The following is a 25,124-nucleotide window of genomic DNA, read 5'->3' as shown; positions in this document are numbered from 1 at the left end:
ATTTTTAGTTATAAGTATAGATGGTTGGTGAAACCCGCCCCTACAATTATTTCGGTTAATTTACCGGACACGATCTCACTCAAAAACACCCGCATTGCTCCGCAGTCGGCGGTTAGAAATGCCAACTATATCACGTAATTACAATGCTAAAATACTCGCATATAACTGCTGTTTTGTCCGCCCTTATTATACAATTTGTACCCAGCAACCAAAGCGCGATCGCCCAAGAACGCGAAGGATGTTTTCTTGTCAATGCAGTGGGAGAAGTAATTAACTTAAATTTGTTGTGTTCGCCCCAAGAATCCGACATTAAGCTGACAGGAAACGATGGGAAATTTCTCGAAGACTACAAACGCTTAGCAAAAAGCTACTCTCCCGAAGCAACGGATAATTTACTGCAAGCAATCCAAAGGGCCCCTGGTCAAAAAATTGCGGCAGCTAAAAGAATGTGTGCGGAAGCAAAATCGGGAGTTTCTCTGCCGGAAGTTAAATTAAGGGCGATCGGGCAAGCTGTCAGTATCGAAAATCCAACTGCCAAAGAAAGTTTTCTCGCCGATACGGATATTATTACCACCCTTGCCGCCAATCATTATTGCCCGGAATTAGCCAGTAAGTAATATCATGAAATCTGTAGAGACACGGTAATGCATATTAGTGTCAACTTAAGCATTTAGTCCGCCATTCCTCCCGTTCACCCGGCATTCCGCCAGGGAATGAATTCCCTGTCTCATAGCGAAAGTCCTCTCAAAGAGGACTGAAGAACTCATTAGTCCTCATAGCGAGGAATTTAGCTTTGAGGCAGGGGTTTCAACAAGAGCCGGACTATGGGTTTAACGTTAAGTTCGCCTTGGGTAAGGCAGCATCTCAGTTTTGATTTGACAGGAGTGCAAGGGGGACGATCGCACTTCTAAAAAACCATTTTTCCAAAACTGAGATTCTCCCACGGTAATACGGCGTCTTTACTGGCAGTTACAATATTAATTGTCATTTTGTCGCGCAACGATTCATGAAATTACCGGACATGAGATGAAACATTTAAAATCAAGTTCCGCCGACTTGCGGGATTTATTCAAAGACAGCATTACAGTGAAATACCTCGCGGAACCGCTGAAAGCTGTCCCCGCTTGCGAAGATGCCGCCAAATTGCGATCGTGGATGGAGGCCCGCGATTTTGACGTGCTCGGTATTGAAGAAAACGGCACGGTTTGCGGCTATGTAGAACGATCGCACTTAAAGACAGGTAAGTGCAGCGACTACCAGCAAATTTTTCACCCCTCACAATTAATTGCCGCTGCCACTCCTTTGATGGAATTGCTGCCGCTGCTTCGAGAAAAACCGAGATTATTTGTATTGGAAAGCAACAGGATCAACGGGATTGTTACCTGCGGCGATTTGCAAAAAGCACCAGTGCGGATGCTGCTGTTTGGATTGGTGACGCTTCTGGAAATGAATTTATTGCGGATCGTGCGGATTTACTTTCCCCAAGATTCTTGGCAGAAATTCCTTAAGGGCGATCGCATTTTAGCAGCAAAACACCTTTGGGAATTGGGGCGATCCAGAAATGAAGCAATTGACTTAATCGATTACCTGCAATTCTGCGACAAGCGAGATTTAATCCTGACTTCTGCTGAAATAGTCGATCGGCTGGGGCTCAAATCCAAACGCTACGGGGAGCGTTTTTTAAAGTCAGCAGAAGCATTGAGAAACAAATTAGCTCACGCTCAAGATTTAATCAACGGTTCTTCTTGGCCGGAAGTAATTTTTTTAGCTCAGGAAATAGAAGCGCTTTTGCAGCGTTGCGAAGAAATTGAAATTGCCGCACCTAATGAAGTATAGCCTTTCGAGCGAAAGATGAGGTACTCATGGGCATAGGCCTCCGTGGGCCTATGCCTCCGTGGGCATAGGGCATAGGCCTCCGTGGGCATACCTCACTTTTTTGAGAACCGCTATAGAGAGCATTTAATCCTCGTCTTTTATAGAGAGACTTTGTTTGTAGTGTCGCCATTTCAATCGCCTATTTTGATAGAGGAAGGTGCGCCGAAGCGCACCCTACATTTAGTTTTTAATTTTTAGTTTCCTGTTGGTATACTTAGGAACCCAGCCTTGAGCACTGGTGTAATACTGCAAGGCTTTCAAGTACAGCGACGGAGTGAGATAAAACCAATGTTCGGTATTAGCGGGCACTTTAATGTATTCTTCAGCTTGCAGCATTAATTGTACCTGAGAGCCGTTAGAATACACAAACCCAAAAACGCATTCCCCAGCTAAAATGTGAAGAACTTCTGCATCTGTGTGGGTATGAGTGCGATCGCTTTGAGTCATCAGCGCGTAAATCTGCTGCGAACCTGGATGCAGCACTTTTAAGTCGCACCACCGATATCCGCTGGCGCGCTTAAACTGTTCAAACTCGCTATTATATGCTGCGAGAATCTGCTGTTTTTCTGTTACATTGAGAATGTCTTGAACTAGCAGTTCTTGAAACGCCGGATTTTCGTTTGCGGGCAGGGAATCGATCTCAATATTTAAAACTGCCAGTTGACTCGCGATCGCCCGGATATCCGTATATGTTCTACCGTCTTCTAGTTGCAGAACAGCCATATTACCACCTAATGTGTTGAGCTTTGAGGGAAATTTAGTTTCCATTTTTAAGCTGCTGTTTTAAGCTTTCGTCAAAAACTAAACTTCTGCTTATTTTCAATAATAGCCGATCGCTAAAATTCCATGTCCTGCCTCGCCAATCATCAAAGTAATACCACCCATAAAATAATTTTGGGGGTTTTTTAACTTTTATTTAATAAGATTTACTGGAGTTAATGTAAGGTGCACCATAAGCACCGCACAGCTTAACTAAAAACTCACAACTTTCAAATCAGCATCCCCGCGATACAAGCAGTCATAAAACAAGCCACAGAGCCAGCAATCATCGCCCTCACGCCCAACCTCGCCAAATCGCCTTGCCGCTGCGGAGCCATCGCGCCAATTCCCCCAATCTGAATCCCGATCGAACCAATGTTAGAAAACCCGCACAAAGCATAAGTCGAGATAATTTGCGATCGTTCAGAAATCGCCTGTTGTTTCACCAATTCCATCAAATCTAAATAAGCAATAAACTCATTCAAAATCGTTTTTTTTCCCAAAACAATCCCCACCTCTGCACAATCAGCCCAAGGCACCCCCATCAGCCAAGCAACCGGAGCCATCAAATAAGCAAAAATTAATTCTAGCGACAACTGAGGCAAACTAATTAGCCCTCCAAACCACCCCAAAAGCGCATTTAAAAAAGCCAACAAACCCAAAAAAGCAATCAGCATAGCGGCCACATTCGCCGCCAACTTCAACCCGTCGCTAGCACCCGAAGCCGCCGCATCCACCGCATTAGCATAAACCTGCTCCACCTTCACCTCCACCTCCCCAGCAGTCAGCGACTTTTCAGTTTCTGGGTACAGCAATTTAGAAATAGCCAAAGCTGCTGGTGCAGACATCACCGACGCCGCAATTAAATGTTGAGCCGGTACTCCAAAAGAAATATAAGCTGCCATGACTCCGCCAGCAATTGTGGCAAATCCTCCCGTCATGACAGCATGAAGTTCCGAGAGCGTCATCGCCGCCAAATAAGGTTTAATTAACAATGGAGCTTCCGTTTGCCCGATAAAGATATTCGCAGCACAAGAAAGCGTTTCTGCGCCCGAAGTTTTCATGGTTTTAATCATCAACCATGCCACTGCTTGCACAACTCGCTGTAAAATGCCGTAGTGATAAAGTATGGTGATAAACGAAGAGAAAAAAATGATAGTCGGCAGCACTTTAAAAGCGATAAAGTGTTCGGCAAAATTGTCTCCAAAGATAAACTTTGCCCCGGCATCAGAAAAATTGAGAAACTGCGTCACCATATCTCCCAAAAATTTAAAGACAGCCAAACCAGGAGCAGTTTTGAGAATCAAAATAGCAAAAATTAGCTGTAAAGCAATTCCCCACAATACGGGCGGCCATTTGACAGCGCGCCGATCGACTGAAAAGACGTAGGACAAACCGACAAAAACAGCTAACCCGAATACAGAAATAAGTCGTTCCATTTAGCAATTTTTAGAGAATGTGCAGCAAGCATTTATCGTTACCAGGCTCTGGTAATCCAGATTAACAGTCCGATCGTACTTTATCTCGTTTCCAGAGGTCGCCATGAGTTCGCGGCGCGGGCAGCACAGCCCCGGAGGGCGTATAATACACGATGCAGCCCGATCGCATACAATCTGGGCCAGTTTCGCTTACAATAAAAGGCTAAACCTCAAAATCACGGCGCAGCCTAATTGCTGCTACTTTTATGTCTCTACCTATAGTTGCTATTATTGGACGCCCCAATGTAGGCAAATCGACGCTCGTCAACCGTTTAGCCAACACCCAAGACGCGATCGTCCACGACGAACCGGGAATCACGCGCGATCGCACTTACAGACCAGCATACTGGGGCGATCGGGAATATCAAGTCGTAGACACCGGCGGGCTAGTATTCGACGACGAGACAGAATTTCTGCCTTTAATTCGCGAACAAGCAATGGCGGCCCTCGCAGAAGCCAGCGCAGCCATTTTCGTAGTTGACGGAAAAACCGGGCTCACCGGCGGCGACGAATCGATCGCATCTTGGCTGAGACTGCAAAAAGTCCCAGTCATTCTCGCAGTCAACAAATGCGAATCCGAAAATACAGGGCTTACCCAAGCAGCAGACTTTTGGCAATTGGGGCTCGGAGAACCTTTCCCAGTTTCCGGCATTCACGGCAACGGCACCGGCGAATTGCTTGACAAATTAATTACTTATCTTCCCACGGAAGTATTACCAGAAGTTGAGGAAATTAAAGTAGCAATTATCGGTCGTCCCAACGTCGGCAAATCGAGTTTGTTAAACGCATTTCTCGGAGAAAATCGCGCTATAGTCAGCCCGATTTCCGGCACAACCCGCGACGCGATCGACACCTTAGTAGAACGGAACGGTAAAACCTACCGCCTGATCGACACCGCCGGAATTCGGAAAAAGAAAAACGTCGAATACGGCGCAGAATTTTTCGGCATCAACCGCGCTTTCAAAGCCATCCGCCGCGCCAACGTCATACTATTAGTAATTGACGCCATAGACGGCGTTACGGATCAAGACCAAAAATTAGCCGATCGCATCAGCCAAGAAGGTCGAGCCTGCATCATAGTCGTCAACAAATGGGATGCCGTAGAAAAAGACTCCGACACCATCTACGAGTACGAAAGAGAAGTAAGAACCCGACTTTATTTCCTCGACTGGGCAGAAATGATTTTTGTTAGCGCCATGAGTGGACAGCGAGTAGAAAAAATCATTGAATTAGTAGACAAAGCCTCCGACGAACACAAGCGCCGCGTCACTACCGCCGTCATTAACGAAGTCATAGAAGAAGCCACAACCTGGCACTCAGCCCCAGTTACCCGCCAAGGAAAACAAGGCAAAATCTATTACGGTACTCAAGTGCGATCGCAGCCACCGACAATCGCCCTATTTGTCAACGATCCCAAACGCTTCACAGAAAATTACCGCCGCTACATGGAAAGCCAATTCCGCAAACATCTAGGCTTTACTGGTACACCAATGCGGCTGCTTTGGAGAGGCAAAAAAGTTCGTGCCACAGAAATGAGCACAACAAACAGAGCACTGCGCGTCAAGTAATTTTCGATTTTAGATTCAATAAAAAACGCAATTTAACGATCAAAGCAAATTGCGTTTTTTTCTATTCTCTTCCTTCTCTTCCTTCTTCGCGTCCTTCGCGTCTTCGCGGTTCAATAAATTAGTATTATTAATAATCGACAATCTAAAATCTAAAATCTAAAATCGCCAAATGGACTTACTTCGATCGCTCCCGATAGGGCTTTACCTAGAACAACCCGTAACCTGGCTTCACCGGCTAGACTCCCGCGTAAAACTAGCTTGGTTGATGACATTTCTGATTGCACCAATACTCGCTAATCCCATCTGGCGGCTGATGCTAGTAGGAATGTTAATCGTACTGACACTAACAGCAGCAATTCCCTGGCGCGTGTGGAAACAGCAAATGGGACTGCTGTTGCTATTCTGCCTATTAATATTTTGCCTCAGCGCGATCGCCCCCGACGGACTCCCCGCAGAACACCAGCCCCGCATCCCCGCCGACGAATTAACCTTTTCCCAACAGCCCGCAACTCTTCCACCCCCGCCCCAACCAAAACCCTGGTATAAACCTTTTAACTTAGGCTCAAACTCCCCAATCCCCAATCCCAAAGCCCAAAGCCCAAATCAACTCCCCCAACCCACAAACTACCGCTACGTTTTATTAAAACAAGGCCCGATTAAAATCACCCGCAAATCCCTAGATTTAGCTATCAACGTCAGCACCCTATTTTTCACAGTAATTTACAGCACCAACCTCTACCTTCTCACCACAGCCAGCGAAGAAATTACCGCCGCCCTTGAAAACTTAATGCAGCCCTTGCGTCGCTTGAACTGGCCTATTACCGAAATAGCCTTAACATTAACTTTATCTTTGCGATTTATTCCCCTAGTATTGGAAGAAATACAAAATTTAGTGCGATCGGTCAGAACCAGAGCGATAAACTGGAAAAAACTCGGATTTCGCAGCGCCGCTCAAGTGTGGTTGATGATAGCGGAGCGGCTGTTAGAAAACTTGCTCCTGCGAGCTGAACAAATAGCCAGCGCCATGAAAGTTCGCGGCTTCACCAGTCCCGATCGACACCGTGTAGAATGGCACCAGTTGCAATTGAAAATCCGAGACTGGATCGCCCTCGGCTGCTTGCTCATCCTCTGGAGCGCCCGCTTTGTTTGGGGTTGGGACAGTTAAGATTTTAGATTTTAGATTTTAGATTTTAGATTGATTGATTGATTGATTAGATTTGAGATTGAAGAATTGGGAAGGACTGATTCGAGTTTCAGATATCGGGGCTCTTCACGAGGGATTGACCCTACAAGAGAATGAAACAGCCCTGGATTCGAGCGGGGTTTGGAGCACGGGCCTAGATTTGAGTAAGTTTTGTCTGGTACGCGACAGTCCTGCTAAAGTAATGGAGGCAAATATTTAGAGAACCCAGACCTTGAACATCTATCTTGGGACAGATATCGTATATGTTCCGCGCATTCAAGCCGCATTAGACCGGTTTGGCGATCGCTTTCTCGAAAAAGTTTACACACCCGCCGAACAAAGGGATTGCGGGCAACTAAATTCTCAACACAGCAGCATTAAAGGTAAAATGAATCGAGTTTCCTGCAACCAGCTAGCGGGTCGCTGGGCAGCAAAAGAAGCCGTTGTCAAAGCTCTAGGCACGGGATGGCGGGGAATACGGTATGCAGATGTGGAAATTCGGCGCTCCGAAAACGGTGCTCCCAATGTGCAACTGCACGGAACCGCAGCAGCACAAGCCTCTGTTTGGGGAAATTGCCAGTGGCAATTAAGCCTCAGCCACGACGGAGACTATTGCACGGCTACGGCGATCGCCCTTTGTACCCCGCTCTCAAACAACGCCGTCGGGCGATCGAACGAAACTAAAATCTAAAATCGAAATCTTTAATCTAAAATTGATAGATTGTGAGTGTGAATGACTACCGAAACTTACCTGAATCATCCAAACTTTGGCCTCCTCTTCAGGGTATCCCAGGTTGAAGACAGCCAAGAATTATTTACCACCCTATACGCCCAACGCCTGTTTTTTTTGGTGACAAACGGCCCTGGGGGGCTGAGATTTGAACCAATCAGTCGCTCCGACGCTCGCCTCATGGTCGAAATTCGCCTGCGAACCCTGCGTCGCAGCGGTCAATATCAGGAGTACGACCAATTGCAGACCATTCACCAGCGCACATTTCAATAACGAAAATCAGTAATTTTGTAATTGGTAACTGTCTAAATTTTCCTTCCCTCCCGTCAAGAGCGTTGAGCACCCATGACCATAGCCTCTCGAATTAACAGCATTCGCCAACACTTGCCGGAATCAGTGCGGTTAATTGCCGTTACCAAACAGGTACCGACTGATGCTATCCGCGAAGCATACGACGCCGGTATCCGGGATTTTGGCGAGAGTAAGGTTCAAGAGACTGCCGAAAAACAAAGCCAACTGCAAGATTTACCGGATATCAACTGGCACTTGATCGGGCACTTGCAAGCCAACAAAGCCGCCAAGGCCCTAGAGCATTTCCAGTGGATTCACTCTCTCGACAATTTAAAGCTTGCTCAGCGACTTTCGCGCTTGGCGGGCGAACAGTCCTGCTCTCCCCAAGTCTGCCTGCAAGTCAAAATGTTGCCCGACCCGGACAAATACGGCTGGAGCGTTCCAGAACTGCTGGCCGACCTTCCAGAACTCAACAAATGTCAGCATATCAAAATTCAAGGTTTGATGACAATTCCTCCGCTGGGATTAGATGACTCGCAAATCCTAGAATTATTTAACAGCACTCGCGAACTTGCACAGAAAATCCAGCAGCAAAATTTGCCCTGCATTCAAATGCAGCAGCTCTCGATGGGGATGTCGGGAGATTATCATTTGGCAATTCAAGCAGGTGCTACTATGGTACGGCTAGGACAAACCTTATTTGGCTCTAGGAGGGGATAAATAATTGAAATCTTCTGATAAAGACAATTTGGGTTAAATATAGAATAGTCAGCCACCCGCGACTAACGCGCAACGCGAGTATAGTCGGGGCAGCAAAGTCGTGAAGGAGCGTGAATCATGAATATTTTTTCTAAACTGCGAGATTTTGTAGGCATCAACAATGAGCCTGAGTACGATGACGTGTACGACGAAACGGAAGGGGAGCGGTATCAGAACTTTTACCAAGCGCCTGAACCCAACCCCGCTGCCGTCGCAGCAGCCGAAGAAGAACGTCGTCAAAATCGTAGAATGCGAGAGCGGTCAGTAGTAGGATCGACAGGTATGGATGTCGTTGCACCAACCGGGGGAGTAGGGTCAGTAATGAATAACGTGATTGGAATGCCTGGAGCTATGAACGGGATTTCGGAAGTAGTAGTAATGGAGCCGCGCACTTTTGAAGAGATGCCGGCAGCAATTCGAGCCCTTAAGGAACGCAAGTCTGTGGTTTTGAACCTGACGGTGATGGACCCAGACCAAGCGCAAAGAGCTGTGGACTTTGTGGCGGGCGGTACTTATGCCCTTGACGGTCATCAAGAGCGAATTGGCGAAAGTATTTTCTTGTTTACGCCTAGCTGCGTGCAGGTGAGAACTCAGTCTGGTGTGGTTCACGAAGTGCCTCCTGCTCAAGGACGCCCTCGTGCTGCTGCTCCTGCACCGACAGTCTGGCCGGCAGAACAAGCTCCAGTAGCTCAGTAGTCAGTAGTTAGTAGTCAGTTGACAGTGGTGAGTAGTCAGTAGTCAGTAGTCAGTAGTCAATAGTTAACAACTAATAACTGTGGAATAAACACTGCGGATTAATAACATTAGCTAACAACTAAGTAACCAATGACAACTGACAACTGACAACTGACAACTGATAACTCAAAAGTGACAACTGACAACTGACAACTGACTAATGACTAACATAAAATTTGGTACGATCGGCGGCGGGGTAATGGGAGAAGCTCTCTTATCCCGCTTAATAGCACAAAAAGTTTATTTGCCTTCAGAAATATTGGTGAGCGAGCCTGGGGTAAAGCGCCGCGAGTTTTTGGCTAACAAATACGGGATTGGAACAACAGCCAGCAATCTAGAAGTTGCTGCGGCTACAGAAGTGCTGTTTTTGGCGATTAAACCGCAAGTTTTTGATACGGTAGCTTTGGAGTTGGCGGTGGCGGCCGATCGCAAACAAGGAAATAATGGAGAAACGGCTAATTCCCAGCCAGAAGCGCTGGTAGTGTCGATTTTGGCAGGAGTGCCACTCAGCAAGCTCGAACCAGCTTTTCCGGGGCGGGGAGTGCTGCGGGTGATGCCGAATACTCCGGCAACGGTAGGGGCGGGAATGAGCGCGATCGCTCCGGGAAAACTCGTGCAACCGGCTGATTTAGAATTGGTAAAGCGCATCTTTCAGGCCGTGGGAGAAGTGGTAGAAGTACCTGAGAGTATGCTCGATGCGGTGACTGGGCTTTCGGGTTCCGGGCCTGGTTATGTAGCAATTTTGATAGAGGCCTTGACAGATGGCGGAGTTTGTGCAGGACTGCCACGGGCGATCGCCTCTCAATTAGCTTTACAAACAGTATTTGGTACAGCGAAGCTAATGCAAGAAACGGGAATGCACCCGGCACAATTGAAAGATCAAGTTACGAGTCCCGGCGGTACAACTATTGCGGGAATTGCTAAATTAGAGAGTAACGGCTTTCGTTCTGCACTGATCGAAGCAGTGAAAGCAGCTTGTTTGCGTTCTCAAGAATTAGGTAAATAAAAACAGAGAATTTAAGATGGCTTATAGCGACTTCAAGCTGAAGGAACTTGTCAAGCAATTTGACTTAACTCTTAACGAAAATCAAGATTTGTTTGCCGATATATCAGAAGTAGAATCTAGCGAAATCCTGAAAGTAGCGTTGAAAGAAAACGCAGCATTAGCAGTAGATATAAATACGGAAAAAGCTCGATCAGAACTGATTATTGCACCAATTTTACTTGAAGTTAGGCGGCAGTTAAATTATCAGATTGGTTTATTTTCAGGTTCCGAGTTTAATGTAGCTCCTGAAAAAGGATTAAATGGAACCTGTGATTTTTTAATGAGTTTGTCAGCGGAACGGCTGTTTATCAGCGCCCCTGTGATTACCCTTGTTGAAGCTAAAAAAGAAGATATTAAGGCTGGTTTCGGGCAGTGTGCAGCGGAGATGTTAGCGGCTCAGTTATTTAATGAGGAAGAAGGAAATCAGATTCCCATCATTTATGGAGCCGTGACATCGGGTACTGTGTGGAGATTTTTGAAGTTAGAGGGCAATATTGTTTCTATTGATGCGATCGAGTATTATCTGAGCGATGTCGGAAAAATTTTAGGGATTTTATTAAGCGCTATACCCAAATCCCCGACTTCGCCGAATTTGTCTGGATTCTAAAACGGCGATCGCATTTTACATTCACAGGAGTTATATCATGTCCGGTCGATTACCCTGATTCCTGTAGGGGCGGGTTCACCAATAATATTTGCCAAAAACGGACAATCTCACAAACCCGCCCCGGCAATTGTATTATGGGCGATCGATCGGACATAATATTACGCATCAATACCAAAAAAACCGGGTTTTTCCTCAGTGTTAAAGGCTAAAATGCACTATTTCCGTAAAAAACCAGGTTTCTGTATCTAGGACTAATTCAGCAACGGAGGACACGGCAATGCCGTTTCCCTACCGCAAAATAATCAATCTTCCAGGCTTGGATGTAACCATCACCCGATTAATTGTAGTGCCGTGTCCTGACTGTGGGTAATATCAATCGCTAGCTGCTGTTTCCAATTTCTGCCCAATTCTCGGTTCCGTACCATTCAACAGACGCTGAATATTGCTCCGGTGCCGTACAATTACAAACACACCGCCCGCAATTCCAAACAATACATAAGCCAGCGGCTGATGTAAAGCAAACATCAATCCAGCAACGCTAATTGCCCCTATAATCGAACTTAAAGAAACAATTCGCGACACCGCAAATACTATCCCGAAAATTCCGAAAGTTCCCAAACCAACTGGCCAGTACAAACCCAGCAAAACTCCCAAACTCGTAGCCACAGATTTACCGCCGGTAAACCCCAGCCAGATTGATTTGCTGTGGCCCAAAACAGCAGAGAAACCGGCCAAAGTTGCCATCCAAGGGAGGAGAGTTGCAGTATTTTCTAAACCTGCCGCGGTTGCTAGCTGGCTGGTAAAAGTGAGAGAGTAAATGTAGCGGATTAGGACGATCGCACTTACCCCCTTCAACACATCAACCAACAAAACCCCCAACCCCGGCCACTTCCCCAAAGTCCTCAGTACGTTAGTCGCACCAGTCGAACCCGAACCAACCTCTCGAATATCAATTCCTAGCATCCATTTCCCCAAGGCGTACCCCGTAGGAATCGAACCCAGCAGATAAGCTGCTATTAGCAATGCGCCATTTAAAATTATCCAGCTAGCCATTTTTTAATTTGATATTTCGTGTACAGCAGAAGGAAGAAGGCAGAAGGAAGAAGGAAGAAGGAAGAAGAAGGAACAACCAATTCCGGTCAATTTCCCTCTGAGTTTCTTCAGTCCGCGCAGGCGGACGAAAGTTTGTATAGCAGCGAATTATATTCGCCCGGACTTGCTCAAAAATCCTTAGCAGTCGTCAAAGTTTGCGGATCGGCAGCAAAGGCCAGCCATAACGGAAATTGCAGGATTGACAAACTAATTAAATCCTCAGTTTCATCAATGACAATTAGTGGCAATTTACCATCTTTCACCAGTCGATCGGCTTTTTGAGCCAAAGCCTCCGCAGACTCAAACATAATAATCCCCCTTTCCGGGCCAAAATCGCTGCGAGTAATGCCCAAACAGTCCTGCAAACCCCGGCGCCACTCTCCCAAACGTTCGGGACTGTTGGCGAGCACCAAAGTCCGCACCCGTCCGCCGTAGACGCTTCTGAGTACAGAAATAATTGTCGAAGTAATCAAGATATTTTGCAAGCGCGAACCCATAGTCCGCAAAGCACCCCTTCCTCCTTGAGTGAAAAACCAGTTAGAAACTCGTTCTGCGTGGATGGGTTCAAAAGTGCGGCGGAGTTGCCAAGGCGGGCCGTAGTAGTCGGGGACAGTGCGGTATTGATCGAGGGTGCGGCGAATTTGTTTGGCTTGTTCTTGAAATCCCTGTTCGGCAAATTTGGGATTTACCGGTGCTGAGGATTGAGACTCCTCAGCAGCAGTTCGCTGTGGTGTCTCTTGCACTGGCGGTGTCAAATCTAAGAGTTCTGCGGTGGCGGCCAAATCCTGCAAACTGCCTACTAGATAGTCTTTGAAACCTTGGACTCGAATTGCTAAATCTTGGGAAACGCCGGCAAAAGTGGTTCGCATTTCCTTTTGAATTCGATCGCGCCGGCGTTCTAGTTTTTCTACTTCGATTTGTAGCGCTTGTTTGCGCTGATCTAGTTGAATCAAGCCGTCTTGTACCAAACGCCCGATCGATGCTTGAGCCTGGCCCAACGCTTCTATAGCATTGGCTTTGTCGGCTTCCAATGTGGCAATTTTTTCAGTCAAAGCTTGTTCTTGCTGCTGCAATTCTTGGACTCTCTCTGCCAACTGTTCGGTAATATTTTCTGGGATGTGCGTTACCGTTTCTGGGATTGCTGTTGGCTGGGAGTCTGTGGGAGGCTCGATTTGAGCGATCGGACTTTCTGATTCGGCCTCGTCGGTGTTGGGTGGAATTTGGGCGATTGCGCCTGCTTCGTCCACGAATTGGGCGATTTCGGCATCTTCCTCGTCCAGCGGCGGGTCTGTTTCCGGCGGGAGTTGGGCTGGCAGTTCATTTTCGTCGATCCACAAATCTCGTGTTTGAGATAGAACTTGGTACTCCGTCTCATTCACGGGTAAATCGACTTCGCCGTCACCGCTTGGGGCGACTGGTTGTGGTTGCGGTTCTTGGGTTGGAGATTCGTCTGAATTCATGGGAAATTTTGTTCGGCGTGGGCACGGAAAAGTTAAAAATTTAAAATTAACAACTTTTTTAGTCTTGACGGGGACAGCGCTGTTCTAAGCAAGCCTGTAGCATTTTACGATCGAACAGAACCGGCAGAAAGTGAATGCTGTTAATTTCTTTGAAATAGAACAAAATCGGCACAGCGGGCCAAAATATCCGCCAATTTTGCCATTCTCGGTAAGGAAAGCGGCGGATTAAGTTGGACGATCGATAAATGTCCAAATCAGTTGGGGTAAATTGCAGCCGGATGGTGGCAGCTTGGTACATCAGAAACAAGCCGAACAGCGAAAGTGGCAAACTCACCCACTTCTGCACGAACAGCAGCGCTAGGCCCGCCAGTACCAGGACTAGGGGAATGGCATAACTCGGGGCGAGTTCGATCGTACTTGCCGGCGCAGTCGAAGAGGCAGTGCTATTCACGGGTTTAAGTTAAACGAATTTTGTCAATACTTTATATTTTACCGTTTCCTAGCTTACAAGCCTTTGAGTACGCTAGAGCCCGTCCCCTGAAACATCAGCCAAGTCAGGAAAAAGTTCACAATAAAAATAGCCAGTAAAGCCGTCACCACCGCCGTAGTAGTCGATTGGCCGACGCCTTTTGCCCCGCCGGTGGTGGTCAAACCCCAGCTAGTGCCGATTACAGCAATCAAACCACCGAATACAAAAGCCTTAATTGCCGCGCTGCAAATATCCCACAGACTCAGGAAATTGCGGACTGATTCTAAAAACACGCTTTGAGAGATGCCGTACATCGTCGTAGCAATCAGCAGTCCGCCCGCGACGCCGGTGACGAGACACATGATAGTTAAAATTGGCAGCATCAAGCAGCAAGCAAGGACGCGGGGAATTACTAAATAGTCGATCGGGTCTGTTCTGAGCATCAGCAGGGCATCTATCTGTTCTGTTACCTGCATCGTGCCGATTTCCGCTGCAAAAGCCGAACCTACCCGTCCCGTCACGATTACGGCTGTTAAGACGGGGCCGAGTTCGCGCGTCAAAGACAAAGCCAAAACGCCACCGACGACATTGCCTGCACCGAGGTTAATAAACTCCCTCGCTACCTGAATAGTAAATACCATGCCGACAAAACCCGCAGTCAGCAAAGCAATCAGCAGAGATTCCGGGCCGACTGCTGCCATTTGGTCGAGGGTGTTGCGGCGGTGAATTTTGCCCCTCAGCAAGTGCAGCATGACTTGGCCGCCCAATAAAGCTGCTGCCAGCAACCGCTGACTCCACAAACTGAGGCTGGAAGATGTAGTGGTGCTCAAGGGGATTTCGAGTATAGAACAACTGCCAAAAATGAAATTTATCTACAAATCTTAAACAAGTTTTTTCTCTAACATTTAAGATTTCTGACAGAACCGGCCACTGAGGGCGATCGCTGCCTATTGTAGAAAAGGACAAGTTTTGTTTGCTTGTACCTTTCGGCAGTTTAGCTGAATTTACTGACTCTTATGAGCATTTTTCCCAATTTTCTTCGCTCTGTACTGCTGACGGGCCTGTTGAGCTTTGTCGCCCCCGTATTGTTAATCGGCGCAGGATTGACTAGCTTTTCGCTGATTGGCTTCGTGCCTGCTCTCCAAGGAGTTGGTCGTTCTGGAGAAGAGCTGATTTTGCAGTTCTTAGCTACTTTCGGCAGCGGCTGTCCCCTCCAGGGTTTTTTCGTAATCGGTCTAACTTTTAGTTTGGTGGGTGCTTTGTTTGATACCTACGCTTCTTATCAGCATTCGCGGTGGAGTTAATCGAACCTTCGATTTTAGATTTTAGATGAGAATTCCTCGAGCGAATCTAAAATCTAAAATTGCTGGGTTCGGGTTGGATCGGATACCCGCCCCTTTTGATGATTTTACAATACCGATCGCGAATGTTCGGAAATGCGATCGCTCTTTTTGCGGAAAACCGAATTCCCCAGTTTCGGGAGCTGGAATATATTAAATACAAGTTGAGTCAAGTGTTTCTCAACCCCTAAAAACTTCAGATAGTCGAGGTATTAGTTATGGCACTTATTCGTTGGGAACCTTTGCGGGAAATGGACTCCTTGCAGCGAGAAATGAATCGGTTGTTTGATAGCTTGACACCGGCAACCGATCGCGCATCTAACGGTGTTGCTTTTGTACCCCCCGCCGAACTCGATGAAACTCCCGAAGCAATCCACCTTAAATTAGAAGTTCCAGGCATGGAAGCTAAGGATTTGGACGTACAAGTAACCGCCGAAGCTGTTGCTATCAGTGGCGAACGCCGTCTGGAAACTAAGAGTGAAGATAAAGGCATGACTCGCTCTGAGTTCCGCTACGGTTCGTTTCGCCGGGTGATTCCCCTACCCGCACGGGTTCAAAATGACAGCGTACAAGCTGAGTACAAAAATGGAGTTTTGCACCTGAATTTGCCCAAAGCGGAAGCGGAAAAGAACCGCGTGGTTAAAGTTCAAATCGGTGGCTAATAATTGTTTCCTACTTTAGTTAGTTAATTAGTAGGGGGGCGCAAGGCACCCCCTATTTGTTTTGGGAATTGATTATTGGTCATTGGGAATTGATAATTGGGCCGAAAAGCATTGGGCATTGCGAGTTTGAGGAATGATCTTTCCTTCTTCCTTCTTCCGACTTCCCTCGGACTGACATCCGTTACATCCGTTACATCCGTTACATAATCCGTTGCCGAACTTCTTCCTTCTTCCTTCTTCCTTCTTCCGTTACATCCTCAGAAAGCGAATCCGTTGCCGAACTTCCTTGTTCCCATTCTTCAACCGTGCTAAACTCAAAAAGGCAATGGTTGGTGAGGAGACTTGCGTGCCGAGTCAGGGAGTTGGAGGAAATGGAATTGCATCTGAGTTTGGAGACTTAACCGGGATGACTCGCGAAGAAGTCGATGATTTTTTGCGCGGATTGGGTGCTAAGGTAAAAATTTCTTCAGGAAATTATGTTGAATACAAATTTTCTGACAGGTCAAAAGTCATCATCCGCACTAATAGTGAAGTTGTTCGCCTGCGGGCACCGCGATATGGCTCAGATGGTAGAAGAATAAACTGGGGTTTGCGTCTTGACAAAGATGGTAGCGTACTCCAAACACGCGATGAATTTGGCAATCAGATTCCTGATACGCACATTACTGGAGAAAAAGTGAGTAATTAATATGCCTGATGACTACAACTTGCTTAATTTAGGTGGACTTACATCCCTCGTGAAAAATGTCAATGTGTCTTTGTGGGGGAATGAAGTATTACTGGAATGTATCTACGATCCTACAGGCGCTCAATTGCCTTACTCTTTAGTTTTTCAAGACTGCCGAGAAATTATGTGGGAGGTGCATGATGAAGAGGAAGTAAAAGAACCATTAGCTGATTTGATTGGTTTTCATTTGGGTGAAAACGCGCACCGGAAAGCAGCTTTGATTCATACTGATATTTTTGAAATTTCTATTTTGTACGGCAGTTTTAGCATTCACAAGGGAGAAAACCTAAATGCTGAAGATTTAGAGACAGAGGTTTTGGTATCACAAGCGCAAGCAGTCGTTTAGTAATTTCGATGTTAGCTGTGAGATTTTAGATAAAAGACTTGGGAATGAGTTGAGAAACAGAGGTTTTGGTATCACAAGCGTATTGCGTAGCTACTTGCAAAAGGTAATGTGCTAAACTCGAAAAGGCAATGGTTGGTGAGGAGACTTGCGTGCCGAGTCAGGGAGTTGGAGGAAATGGAATTGCATCTGAGTTTGGAGACTTAACCGGGATGACTCGCCAAGAAGTCGATGACTTTTTGCGCGGACTGGGTGCAGAAATCAGAACTACTGACGGGGGTTATCTTGAATACGAATTTGCCGATCGTTCGCGAGTCAATATCCGTCCTGATGGTGAAGTTGTACGCACCCCAGCTCCCAGATACGGTTCAGATGGCCGAAAAATAAACAAAGGTTTGCGTCTTGACAAAGATGGCAGCTTGGTCAAAACACGCGATGAATTTGGCAATAAGATTCCTGGGACGCACAATACTGGAGAAAAAGTGAGTAATTAATATGCCCGATGACTACAACTTGCTTAATTTAGGTGGACTTACATCCCTCATCACAAATGTCAATGTGTCTTTGTGGGGAAATGAAATTTTATTTGAATGTATTTACGATCCGACAGGCGATCGATTGCCTTATAGCATAGTATTTCATGACTGCCGAGACATCAGTTGGGAGGTGTTCCATCCTGAAGATGTCAAAGATCCTGAAGCTGATTTGATTGGTTTTCATTTAGGTGAAGACGCGCACCGGAAAGCAGCTTTAATTCATACTGATATTTTTGAAATTTCAATTTTGTACGGCAGTTTTAGCATTCACAAGGGAGAAAACCTCAATGCTGAAGATTTAGAGACAGAGGTTTTGGTATCACAAGCGCAAGCAGTCGTTTAGTAATTTCGATGTTAGCTGTGAGATTTTAGATAAAAGACTTGGGAATGAGTTGAGAAACAGAGGTTTTGGTATCACAAGCGTATTGCGTAGCTACTTGCAAAAGGTAATGTGCTAAACTCGAAAAGGCAATGGTTGGTGAGGAGACTTGCGTGCCGAGTCAGGGAGTTGGAGGAAATGGAATTGCATCTGAGTTTGGAGACTTAACCGGGATGACTCGCCAAGAAGTCGATGACTTTTTGCGCGGACTGGGTGCAGAAATCAGAACTACTAGAGATGGTTATGTTGCATATAAATTTTTTGATAAGTCAACAGTAATGATCCGTCCTAACGGTGAAGTGATTAGAACGGCTGCACCGAAATCTGGTTCAGATGGAAGAAATATCAACAAAGGTTTGCGTCTGGATAGAGATGGTAAATTATTGCGGACGAGAGACGAATTTGGTAATTTAATTCCAGGTACTCACAATACGGGAGAAAAATTAAATGAGTGATTGGAAGGATGACTATAACTTGCTTGGATTGGGTGGTTTTACATCTTTAATCACAAAAGTAAACGTATCTTTATGGGGAAACGAAGTATTAATTGAATGCGTCTACAATCCCGAAGAAAGATTGCCTTATATGCTGGAATTCAAACACTGTCGCGATATCAATTGGACTGTACACGATGAAGAGGCAGTTAGCGAACTGGAAGCTGAATTCTTCGGAATTTCTTTGGGCGATGCCGAACACCGCAAGCCTGCGGTGATTACTACAGACATTTTTGAAATTTCAATTTGGTACGGCAGTTTTAGCATTCACAAGGGAGAAAACCTAAATGCTGAAGTAGCAGATTTAGACACCGAGGTTTTGGTATCACAATCGCCAGCAGTCTTGTAGCCATTGAAAAGCACCGCGCCGTTAAATTCCCAAGCCGTTAGTAATATTATGTCGTGTAAAATAACTATTACAGTCCTGGACGCACTCCGACTCCTCGAAACTCGGTTTTTTACCTAATCGGCGGGTTTTAACGCGTCTTTTCGTAAAAAACCAGGTTTCTGGGCCCCCATGCGTAAGTCCTATATTATTAGGTTTGTAGTGAGGACTGAAGTCCTCATCAAAATCTGAGGATTGAAGTCCTCACTACAAAAGAATTACCAATTTTTCAAAAAAGACAGTAGGTATTGTTGCGCGCCTCAGTTTACGATACTTAATAGAACTTTTTTCCCAGATGAGGTAAAACACAATGCCTGATATTGTTGATATTGCCGTAGGTGCGGGTTCGTTCCAAACCCTCGTAACAGCCGTGCAAGTAGCTAATTTAGTAGACGCGCTCAAAAGTCCGGGCCCTTTCACTGTCTTTGCACCCACTGACGATGCCTTTGCGAAATTGCCGCCGGGAACTATCACAACCCTAGTGCAGAACGTTCCCCAACTGACTAGGATTTTGATGTTTCATGTCGTCTCCGGCAAGTTTATGAAAGCTGATTTGGCAAAACTCGGTTTTGTTACTTCCTTGGAAGGTTCGCCGATTAAAATTGATTGTTCTGACGGTTTTGAGGTGAAAAATGCTACAGTTGTCGCTGCGGATATCGAAGCTGATAACGGCGTCATTCACGTCATCGATAACGTGATTTTAATGGGATAACTTCGCCGTTTAATCTCGCTTCGGGAGCGAACCTGGTGCTTTGCGGTGCCGATTTGCTCCCGATCGCACGCTTTATTTTATCGGTTGAAGGTAATTTCAATATAAAAAAGTTGTCTTTTCGCCGGATGTATTTTAAGATGATTGTTTGCCAAAGTTTTAAAATCAATAATTATAATATAAGCAAACCAGTGTGGTGAGCACTATGCAAATCCTAGCCGCCAGCCTCAAAGCAAAAGTCCGCCAGCGTACCTTGGAACTGCAAGTTCTCAACCAACTTACGGAGAAAATACAACTCGCGGCTGGCGCTGATGAAATTTGGTCTGCGTGTCTGACACATCTCGATCGCCTCATTCCCACAGAGACGATCGCAATTTTGACGCTACCGGACGATCGACTATACCTGCAACACTTACAGCCCTTAAGTGCTAGCGCCCAAGCCGAAATTGAAGGGCGCTTGCAAGCTGCTGGCGCTGAATGGCTTGCTGGCAATCGGGACTGGGCGCACAACATCGCTCCGCCACCAATTGCTCAGTTTCAGTCGGTCTTGATGGCACCAGCCCACCCGGATGAAAGTGAAGAATTGTTGGGAGTATTTTTCATTGGTGCAGAGCAGGCAACTGCTTTTAATTTGGAACACCTTTGTTTGCTCCACACGGTCGCTCAAATTTGTACAAAACAGTTAACTATTTTAGCAGCTAAAACGACCATTGTCAAGGATAAAGTTAAAAATAATTGGGTTCTGGATTCGGTAATTCAAGAACTATTGGTGCGGGCTGTAATGGACGTGGCCCCGGACAGAGTTTTTGCGAAAGATAGAAACTTTAGATACATTTTTGTCAATCAAAGTTTTGCTGAATATGTGGGGAAAAATGTTGAGGAAATTATCGGCAAAGATGATATTGAATTAGGGTTTTGTGCCGAATTAGTATTTGGCGATCGCAACGGCAAAATTAGGGGCATCCGCGAGGAAGATCGAGCTGTGCTGGCTGGGGAGAGGGTTCGCAATCCCTACCAGGCGATCGTCTTTCAAGGTGGCAAACAGCACATCTTTGACACGCAAAAAGTGCCAGTGTGCGATGCAGAGGGTAATATATTTGGGGTTTTGGGTTTTTCTAGAGAGATTGGTCAATTGCAGGCCACAGATGAAGCCAGGAATCAAAGCCAAGCCCAACTGCAAAAAATTACTGCTAGCGTACCGGGTACGGTATATCAAATTGACTTGCATCCAGACGGCTCAATGGCCTTCTCGTTTGTGAGCGCGGGCTGCCGAGAATTGTATGAAATAGAACCAGAGGCTGCTCAGCAGAATTTTAATGTAATTGTTGACATGATTCATCCCGAAGATCGAGATGATTTTCTCAACTCGGTGACGCTTTCTGCTGAAAATTTGCAGCCTTGGCGCTGGGAAGGAAGAATTGTCACTCCGTCAGGAAAACTTAAATGGGTGCAAGGAGCTTCTCAGCCAGAATTTCAAGCATCGGGGGAGATAGTTTACTACGGCTTGTTCACAGATATTAGCGCCCGGAAACAAGCTGAACGGAAGCTGCAACTTTATCAACAAATCTTTTTGAAATCCAACGATGCGATCGCGATCTTAGACCCCCAAGGCTATTACTTAGAAACAAATCAAGCTCACACGGCTTTGCTGGGCCACAGTTCGTCTAAATTGTGGGGAAAAACCCCGGCAACTCACATGGGAGAACAGGGATTTGCCTCGGTAATGCAAAGCTTGGCAGAAACTAGGAGTTACCGAGGCGAAATGACCTTTATTAAGGCTGTGCAAGAAGGAACAGTTGAGGTCGAGGTTTCGGCTTTTGCGGTTTTAAATGATGCTGGGGATGTAGTTTGTTATGTAAGTGTCAAAAGAGACATCAGCGAACGCAAGCGAGCTGAGGAAAAACTAAAACTTTACCGAGAAATATTTTTAAACTCCAACGATGCGATCGTCATTATCGATGCTGACGGGTTTTTCGTCGAACAAAATCTTGCTCACCAAACACTTCTAGGATACACAGACGCGGAATTAGAAGCAGAAGCTTCGCCGCTGGTTGCGGGGGATCGCTTTTTGGCAATTGCCCAAAGTTTAGCAAAAACAGGAAGTTTTAGGGGCGAAATTACTAACTCCACTAAAAAAGGCCAGACGCTGGCGATCGACGTTGCGGCATACTCTGTGATTAACAACGCCGACGATGTAATTTGTCATGTCTGCGTCAAGCGCGACATTACCGAACGCAAAAAAGGAGAAGAAGAACGGCAAAAATTTGTGTCGCTGATTGAAAACAGCAGCGATTTTATCGGTATGGCTACCCTGAAAGGCCAAACGCTGTTTGTCAACGAAGCCGGACGAAAACTGGTGGGTGTAGAGAATCTTTCGGCAGTGCTTTATACGGAGATATGGGATTATATAGGGCCCTATTTTCAACAGAAATTCAGTCAAGAGATTTTACCAACAATTATCAGTCATGGCCAGTGGCAAGGCGAAGGTCAAATGCAGCACTTGGCCACCGGACAACCCATTGATGTTGTGATGAATGCTTTTCTGGTCAAGCACCCTCAAACCACCGAACCGCTGTGCTTTGCTGCGGTAATTCGCGATGTCACCGAACGCAAGCAAGCTGAGAGAAGGCTGCGCGAACAAGCAGAACAAGAACGGCTGGTTTCGGCGATCGCCCAGCGAGTCCGGCAGTCTCTCAACCTCACTCAAACTCTGAGCACTGCTGTACAAGAAGTGCGGCAGTTGCTGGGCACTGACCGCACCGTAATTTATCGTTTTGAGTCCGAGGAAACAGCGCTGGTTGTTGTGGAATCTGTAGGGGATGATTGGATGCCCCTGCTGGGCAGAAAAGTTCAAAGAACATCCTTTGGGGAAAGTTTTGTATGGCTGTACAGTGCAGGAACAATTCAAGCAATGGCAGATATTTATACTGCCGATTTGAGCGAGGAACACCGAGATTTACTTGCTAGTTTGCAGGTAAGGGCTAATTTAGTTGTACCAATTTTTATAGGGGATGAAAGTCAGGGGTTGGCAGTCGAATATTCGCCGGAAACTCGAAGTGAACTGCCGGGAAGGAGTTTGGAAACGAGTCAAAATCGGTTGTGGGGATTGCTGATTGCCCATCAGTGCAACGCTCCGCGTGTTTGGACTGATTCTGAGATGGATTTGCTGGGAAGGTTGAGCGTGCAGTTGGCGATCGCCATTCAGCAATCTACTCTTTTTGAACAAGCGCAGCAGGCCCGAGAAGCGGCCCTAGAAGCCTCTCGAATGAAGTCGCTATTTTTAGCAAATATGAGTCACGAAATCCGCACTCCGATGAATGGAGTGATGGGGATGACTGATTTGCTGCTGAAAACAAATCTTACTCCCGAACAACTTGACTTTGTACAGACGCTGAAACTCAGCGGTCAAAATTTACTCTCCATCATTAACGATATTCTGGATCTCTCCAAACTGGAAGCAGGAGAAATGCGCTTAGAAACAATCGAATTTAACCTCAGTATCTGTCTGGATGAAGTGCTGGATTTGTTGGCTAATCCAGCACAAGCAAAAGGTATAGAAGTGGTGGCGCTGATTGACAGCGATGTGCCGCTGCAAATTAAAGGCGATGCAGCGCGGTTGCGGCAAATACTCACTAATTTAATCAACAATGCTATTAAGTTTACAGAAGCAGGAGAAGTGGTAATTGAGGTTGCTAATGCTAGTAATCCTGGGTTGTTGGCAGGTAGCGATAATCAGAAAATTTTAGAGAATATCGAACCGTTAAAAATAGAAAACAATGACTCTATGCTCCTGCTGTTTAAAGTCACAGATACAGGAATTGGGATTGCTCCCGAAGACAAAAAAAAGCTGTTTCAATCTTTTACTCAAGTTGATGCCTCTACGACAAGAAAATACGGTGGCACAGGTTTGGGGCTGGCTATTTCTAAGGAGTTGGTGGAGTTAATGGATGGGCAAATCGGTGTGGAAAGTACCCCTGGTCAAGGCTCGACTTTTTGGTTTACTGTGCCGACAGTTACGGAAAATTTAACCGCTGTCGGGACAGCGTGTGACGTGAATTTTGAAACGGTGCTGGCGGGGCGAAAAATGTTAGTTGCCAGCGATAAGCCGACAGTGCGAAAAGTGCTAGTGAGAATGGCTGTTTTGTGGGGAATGGAAGTTGAGGAGGTTGAGAACGGTTGGATGACGATCGCATCTCTGTACAAAGCTGTTAGCGTTAATTCCCCTTACGATATCGTTTTGGTTGATATTCAGTTGCCGGAAATGGTGGCGGGAAGTCTCGAACGCTTGAGGATTTCTGAGCCGGCAATGCAGCAGACGCATTGGGTGGTACTGACTTCAATGACTCAGCTTGCAGAGGCGAAACGCTTGGTTGATAGCGGTTTTAGCGGGTATTTAACTAAACCTGTTAAAGCTCACCGACTATTTGATTGCTTGGCGAATGCGATCGCCCCGATGACGCCGATTGATGAGCCGCTGGCAAATCCCACCTCCAATCGAGCCTCAGCTATTGACAACCGGCAGTTAGGGAGTTTAAAGATTTTGTTAGTTGAAGATACTCCAATTAATCAAAAAGTGGGTCTCAATCAACTCAGAGTTTTGGGATGCGCGGCGGATGTCGCGAATAACGGCGCAGAGGCGCTATCTATGGTTGCTCTGAAAAAGTATGACATTGTGTTGATGGACTGTCAGATGCCGGTTTTGGACGGTTACGAAGCAACGCGGGAATTGCGCCGCCGGGAAGTGGCAGATGATGCTGCTGGGAAGATGGAGCCACATCAAAAGACGGTGGTGATTGCGATGACGGCGAATGCTTTGAAGGGCGATCGAGAAAAGTGTCTGGCGGCGGGCATGGATGATTATATTAGCAAACCTATTGCGATCGAAAAGTTAAAATCGGTACTAGCAAATTGGTCGGCCAAGCTAAAAATTGGAACTCCCAAGTTTAATGGGGAGGAACTTCAAAACTCTGATCCCGATATCGAATCGGTAGTCGATATGGCACGTTTGCACGAAATTTCGGGCGCAGATTTAGAGTTTGAGCGGGAAATACTGCAAGCTTTTGTGGTGGATACTGCTAGTTATTTAGAAGCTGCTAAGGGGGCGATCGCCTCGGGAGATATGGAGACACTCGCCCGCCACGCTCATCAAATTAAAGGTGTCAGCGCTACGGCGGCGGTGCGGTTAATGCCCGATATGGCAGATCAGCTTCAAAGTCGGGCCGAATCTAATGATGTGGAGGGGGCTACAAAAATCATCGCTGAATTAGAAATAATTCTGGCGAGGGTTCAAAAGTTTGTGGCTACTGAGTAGTCAATCAATTTTCTTTGGAACCGGGCCATCGGGCCCGATCGCGCACGGATCTTGGCAGCCCCCGCAAGCGAGCGCGTGTAAAGATTTTTAATGTTTTATCAAGATGTTTATCTCAATGTGAAGGAATTGGGAACTCTTATAACATCTTGTGTGTTGTAACTTGTGACACTACTGTCTTAAGTTATTG

27 protein-coding genes are annotated in these 25,124 nt (G+C 46.3%); 21 read left to right on the top strand and 6 right to left on the bottom strand.

Going from position 1 to position 25,124, the window contains the following annotated elements; translation table 11 throughout:
• Positions 1-143 precede the first annotated feature (143 nt).
• On the top strand, positions 144-617 hold the full coding sequence (locus QUB04_RS23740) for a DUF732 domain-containing protein (protein ID WP_333288126.1): 474 nt from the start codon (positions 144-146) through the stop codon (positions 615-617).
• Positions 618-1,026: 409 nt separating this feature from the next.
• Positions 1,027-1,836, top strand: a complete 810-nt coding sequence (locus tag QUB04_RS23735) for a hypothetical protein (RefSeq protein ID WP_333288124.1) — start codon at positions 1,027-1,029, stop codon at positions 1,834-1,836.
• Between the two features lie 219 nt (positions 1,837-2,055).
• On the opposite strand, the gene QUB04_RS23730 is transcribed toward QUB04_RS23735, so the two are convergent.
• Both QUB04_RS23730 and QUB04_RS23725 read right to left on the bottom strand, forming a co-directional pair.
• On the bottom strand, positions 2,056-2,643 hold the full coding sequence (locus tag QUB04_RS23730) for an acireductone dioxygenase (RefSeq protein WP_333288122.1): 588 nt from the start codon (positions 2,641-2,643) through the stop codon (positions 2,056-2,058).
• 221 nt (positions 2,644-2,864) lie between these two features.
• Positions 2,865-4,073, bottom strand: coding sequence for a NupC/NupG family nucleoside CNT transporter (locus tag QUB04_RS23725; RefSeq protein ID WP_333288120.1), 1,209 nt, complete (start codon positions 4,071-4,073; stop codon positions 2,865-2,867).
• 245 nt (positions 4,074-4,318) lie between these two features.
• Between QUB04_RS23725 and der the strand changes: the two genes are divergently transcribed.
• The 8 genes from der to QUB04_RS23685 all read left to right on the top strand — a co-directional run bounded on the left by der (position 4,319) and on the right by QUB04_RS23685 (position 11,030).
• A complete protein-coding gene (gene der / locus QUB04_RS23720) occupies positions 4,319-5,680 on the top strand; it encodes a ribosome biogenesis GTPase Der (RefSeq protein WP_333103879.1) in 1,362 nt (453 codons plus the stop codon).
• Positions 5,681-5,849: 169 nt separating this feature from the next.
• Positions 5,850-6,845, top strand: a complete 996-nt coding sequence (locus tag QUB04_RS23715) for an energy-coupling factor transporter transmembrane protein EcfT (protein WP_333288118.1) — start codon at positions 5,850-5,852, stop codon at positions 6,843-6,845.
• A gap of 250 nt (positions 6,846-7,095) precedes the next feature.
• Complete coding sequence (gene acpS / locus QUB04_RS23710; RefSeq protein WP_333141032.1) at positions 7,096-7,554, top strand: holo-ACP synthase; 459 nt, start codon at positions 7,096-7,098, stop codon at positions 7,552-7,554.
• A gap of 42 nt (positions 7,555-7,596) precedes the next feature.
• Positions 7,597-7,866, top strand: coding sequence for a transcriptional coactivator PipX (pipX, locus tag QUB04_RS23705; protein WP_006634205.1), 270 nt, complete (start codon positions 7,597-7,599; stop codon positions 7,864-7,866).
• 72 nt (positions 7,867-7,938) lie between these two features.
• The gene (locus QUB04_RS23700) at positions 7,939-8,604 is read left to right on the top strand and encodes a YggS family pyridoxal phosphate-dependent enzyme (RefSeq protein WP_333141030.1); all 666 of its coding nucleotides are present in this window, start codon (positions 7,939-7,941) and stop codon (positions 8,602-8,604) included.
• Positions 8,605-8,721: 117 nt separating this feature from the next.
• On the top strand, positions 8,722-9,339 hold the full coding sequence (locus QUB04_RS23695; protein ID WP_333080778.1) for a cell division protein SepF: 618 nt from the start codon (positions 8,722-8,724) through the stop codon (positions 9,337-9,339).
• A 199-nt stretch (positions 9,340-9,538) separates the two neighbouring features.
• A complete protein-coding gene (proC, locus tag QUB04_RS23690) occupies positions 9,539-10,384 on the top strand; it encodes a pyrroline-5-carboxylate reductase (protein ID WP_333141028.1) in 846 nt (281 codons plus the stop codon).
• A gap of 16 nt (positions 10,385-10,400) precedes the next feature.
• Complete coding sequence (locus QUB04_RS23685; protein WP_333141026.1) at positions 10,401-11,030, top strand: hypothetical protein; 630 nt, start codon at positions 10,401-10,403, stop codon at positions 11,028-11,030.
• 372 nt (positions 11,031-11,402) lie between these two features.
• Here the strand turns inward: QUB04_RS23685 and plsY are convergent, their stop codons facing one another.
• The 4 genes from plsY to QUB04_RS23665 form a co-directional block, all read right to left on the bottom strand.
• Entirely contained in the window at positions 11,403-12,083 is a 681-nt protein-coding gene (gene plsY, locus QUB04_RS23680; protein WP_333141024.1) for a glycerol-3-phosphate 1-O-acyltransferase PlsY, read from the bottom strand.
• Between the two features lie 167 nt (positions 12,084-12,250).
• Positions 12,251-13,582, bottom strand: coding sequence for a DUF3086 domain-containing protein (locus QUB04_RS23675; RefSeq protein WP_333288116.1), 1,332 nt, complete (start codon positions 13,580-13,582; stop codon positions 12,251-12,253).
• 58 nt (positions 13,583-13,640) lie between these two features.
• On the bottom strand, positions 13,641-14,033 hold the full coding sequence (locus QUB04_RS23670; RefSeq protein WP_333141020.1) for a DUF3119 family protein: 393 nt from the start codon (positions 14,031-14,033) through the stop codon (positions 13,641-13,643).
• A gap of 53 nt (positions 14,034-14,086) precedes the next feature.
• A complete protein-coding gene (locus tag QUB04_RS23665; protein WP_333141018.1) occupies positions 14,087-14,881 on the bottom strand; it encodes an MlaE family lipid ABC transporter permease subunit in 795 nt (264 codons plus the stop codon).
• 186 nt (positions 14,882-15,067) lie between these two features.
• On the opposite strand from QUB04_RS23665, the gene QUB04_RS23660 reads away from it, so the two are divergent.
• The 11 genes from QUB04_RS23660 to QUB04_RS23610 all read left to right on the top strand — a co-directional run bounded on the left by QUB04_RS23660 (position 15,068) and on the right by QUB04_RS23610 (position 24,937).
• Entirely contained in the window at positions 15,068-15,355 is a 288-nt protein-coding gene (locus tag QUB04_RS23660) for a hypothetical protein (RefSeq protein WP_333288115.1), read from the top strand.
• 98 nt (positions 15,356-15,453) lie between these two features.
• The gene (locus QUB04_RS23655) at positions 15,454-15,582 is read left to right on the top strand and encodes a hypothetical protein (RefSeq protein ID WP_332959644.1); all 129 of its coding nucleotides are present in this window, start codon (positions 15,454-15,456) and stop codon (positions 15,580-15,582) included.
• A 27-nt stretch (positions 15,583-15,609) separates the two neighbouring features.
• On the top strand, positions 15,610-16,053 hold the full coding sequence (locus tag QUB04_RS23650; RefSeq protein ID WP_333141014.1) for an Hsp20/alpha crystallin family protein: 444 nt from the start codon (positions 15,610-15,612) through the stop codon (positions 16,051-16,053).
• Positions 16,054-16,378: 325 nt separating this feature from the next.
• Complete coding sequence (locus QUB04_RS23645) at positions 16,379-16,741, top strand: hypothetical protein (protein ID WP_333288112.1); 363 nt, start codon at positions 16,379-16,381, stop codon at positions 16,739-16,741.
• A gap of 1 nt (position 16,742) precedes the next feature.
• On the top strand, positions 16,743-17,126 hold the full coding sequence (locus QUB04_RS23640; protein WP_333288110.1) for a hypothetical protein: 384 nt from the start codon (positions 16,743-16,745) through the stop codon (positions 17,124-17,126).
• Between the two features lie 128 nt (positions 17,127-17,254).
• On the top strand, positions 17,255-17,617 hold the full coding sequence (locus QUB04_RS23635) for a hypothetical protein (protein WP_333103896.1): 363 nt from the start codon (positions 17,255-17,257) through the stop codon (positions 17,615-17,617).
• A 1-nt stretch (position 17,618) separates the two neighbouring features.
• Positions 17,619-18,002 (top strand): hypothetical protein, encoded by a 384-nt coding sequence (locus QUB04_RS23630; RefSeq protein WP_333288108.1) that lies wholly within the window; start codon positions 17,619-17,621, stop codon positions 18,000-18,002.
• A 128-nt stretch (positions 18,003-18,130) separates the two neighbouring features.
• Positions 18,131-18,493 carry a hypothetical protein gene (locus QUB04_RS23625; protein WP_333288105.1) on the top strand — a complete coding sequence of 121 codons (363 nt, stop codon included), beginning with the start codon at positions 18,131-18,133 and terminating at the stop codon, positions 18,491-18,493.
• Entirely contained in the window at positions 18,486-18,881 is a 396-nt protein-coding gene (locus QUB04_RS23620; RefSeq protein ID WP_333288103.1) for a hypothetical protein, read from the top strand. Before QUB04_RS23625 ends, QUB04_RS23620 begins: the two co-directional genes overlap by 8 nt.
• Positions 18,882-19,227: 346 nt before the next feature.
• The gene (locus QUB04_RS23615; RefSeq protein WP_006634220.1) at positions 19,228-19,629 is read left to right on the top strand and encodes a fasciclin domain-containing protein; all 402 of its coding nucleotides are present in this window, start codon (positions 19,228-19,230) and stop codon (positions 19,627-19,629) included.
• A gap of 202 nt (positions 19,630-19,831) precedes the next feature.
• Positions 19,832-24,937, top strand: coding sequence for a PAS domain S-box protein (locus tag QUB04_RS23610; RefSeq protein ID WP_333288101.1), 5,106 nt, complete (start codon positions 19,832-19,834; stop codon positions 24,935-24,937).
• The last annotated feature ends 187 nt before the right edge of the window (positions 24,938-25,124 follow it).

Origin of the sequence: Microcoleus sp. D2_18a_B4 (assembly GCF_036702475.1) — a bacterium.
In the GTDB taxonomy this organism is placed as follows: Bacteria; Cyanobacteriota; Cyanobacteriia; order Cyanobacteriales; family Microcoleaceae; genus Microcoleus.
This window is presented reverse-complemented; position numbering and strand designations above follow the sequence as displayed.

Excerpts from the sequence above, each read along its gene's own strand:
- pipX (WP_006634205.1), top strand. The coding sequence starts at position 7,597 with ATGACTACCGAAACTTACCTGAATCATCCAAACTTTGGCCTCCTCTTC.
- QUB04_RS23660 (WP_333288115.1), top strand. The coding sequence starts at position 15,068 with ATGAGCATTTTTCCCAATTTTCTTCGCTCTGTACTGCTGACGGGCCTG.
- QUB04_RS23735 (WP_333288124.1), top strand. The coding sequence starts at position 1,027 with ATGAAACATTTAAAATCAAGTTCCGCCGACTTGCGGGATTTATTCAAA.
- QUB04_RS23640 (WP_333288110.1), top strand. The coding sequence starts at position 16,743 with ATGCCTGATGACTACAACTTGCTTAATTTAGGTGGACTTACATCCCTC.
- der (WP_333103879.1), top strand. The coding sequence starts at position 4,319 with ATGTCTCTACCTATAGTTGCTATTATTGGACGCCCCAATGTAGGCAAA.
- QUB04_RS23620 (WP_333288103.1), top strand. The coding sequence starts at position 18,486 with ATGAGTGATTGGAAGGATGACTATAACTTGCTTGGATTGGGTGGTTTT.
- QUB04_RS23740 (WP_333288126.1), top strand. The coding sequence starts at position 144 with ATGCTAAAATACTCGCATATAACTGCTGTTTTGTCCGCCCTTATTATA.
- QUB04_RS23645 (WP_333288112.1), top strand. The coding sequence starts at position 16,379 with ATGGTTGGTGAGGAGACTTGCGTGCCGAGTCAGGGAGTTGGAGGAAAT.
- QUB04_RS23730 (WP_333288122.1), bottom strand. The coding sequence starts at position 2,643 with ATGGAAACTAAATTTCCCTCAAAGCTCAACACATTAGGTGGTAATATG.
- QUB04_RS23725 (WP_333288120.1), bottom strand. The coding sequence starts at position 4,073 with ATGGAACGACTTATTTCTGTATTCGGGTTAGCTGTTTTTGTCGGTTTG.
- QUB04_RS23635 (WP_333103896.1), top strand. The coding sequence starts at position 17,255 with ATGGTTGGTGAGGAGACTTGCGTGCCGAGTCAGGGAGTTGGAGGAAAT.
- QUB04_RS23695 (WP_333080778.1), top strand. The coding sequence starts at position 8,722 with ATGAATATTTTTTCTAAACTGCGAGATTTTGTAGGCATCAACAATGAG.
- QUB04_RS23655 (WP_332959644.1), top strand. The coding sequence starts at position 15,454 with ATGATTTTACAATACCGATCGCGAATGTTCGGAAATGCGATCGCTCTT.
- QUB04_RS23625 (WP_333288105.1), top strand. The coding sequence starts at position 18,131 with ATGGTTGGTGAGGAGACTTGCGTGCCGAGTCAGGGAGTTGGAGGAAAT.
- QUB04_RS23675 (WP_333288116.1), bottom strand. The coding sequence starts at position 13,582 with ATGAATTCAGACGAATCTCCAACCCAAGAACCGCAACCACAACCAGTC.
- QUB04_RS23650 (WP_333141014.1), top strand. The coding sequence starts at position 15,610 with ATGGCACTTATTCGTTGGGAACCTTTGCGGGAAATGGACTCCTTGCAG.
- QUB04_RS23630 (WP_333288108.1), top strand. The coding sequence starts at position 17,619 with ATGCCCGATGACTACAACTTGCTTAATTTAGGTGGACTTACATCCCTC.
- QUB04_RS23685 (WP_333141026.1), top strand. The coding sequence starts at position 10,401 with ATGGCTTATAGCGACTTCAAGCTGAAGGAACTTGTCAAGCAATTTGAC.
- QUB04_RS23615 (WP_006634220.1), top strand. The coding sequence starts at position 19,228 with ATGCCTGATATTGTTGATATTGCCGTAGGTGCGGGTTCGTTCCAAACC.
- QUB04_RS23610 (WP_333288101.1), top strand. The coding sequence starts at position 19,832 with ATGCAAATCCTAGCCGCCAGCCTCAAAGCAAAAGTCCGCCAGCGTACC.
- proC (WP_333141028.1), top strand. The coding sequence starts at position 9,539 with ATGACTAACATAAAATTTGGTACGATCGGCGGCGGGGTAATGGGAGAA.
- QUB04_RS23715 (WP_333288118.1), top strand. The coding sequence starts at position 5,850 with ATGGACTTACTTCGATCGCTCCCGATAGGGCTTTACCTAGAACAACCC.
- plsY (WP_333141024.1), bottom strand. The coding sequence starts at position 12,083 with ATGGCTAGCTGGATAATTTTAAATGGCGCATTGCTAATAGCAGCTTAT.
- QUB04_RS23700 (WP_333141030.1), top strand. The coding sequence starts at position 7,939 with ATGACCATAGCCTCTCGAATTAACAGCATTCGCCAACACTTGCCGGAA.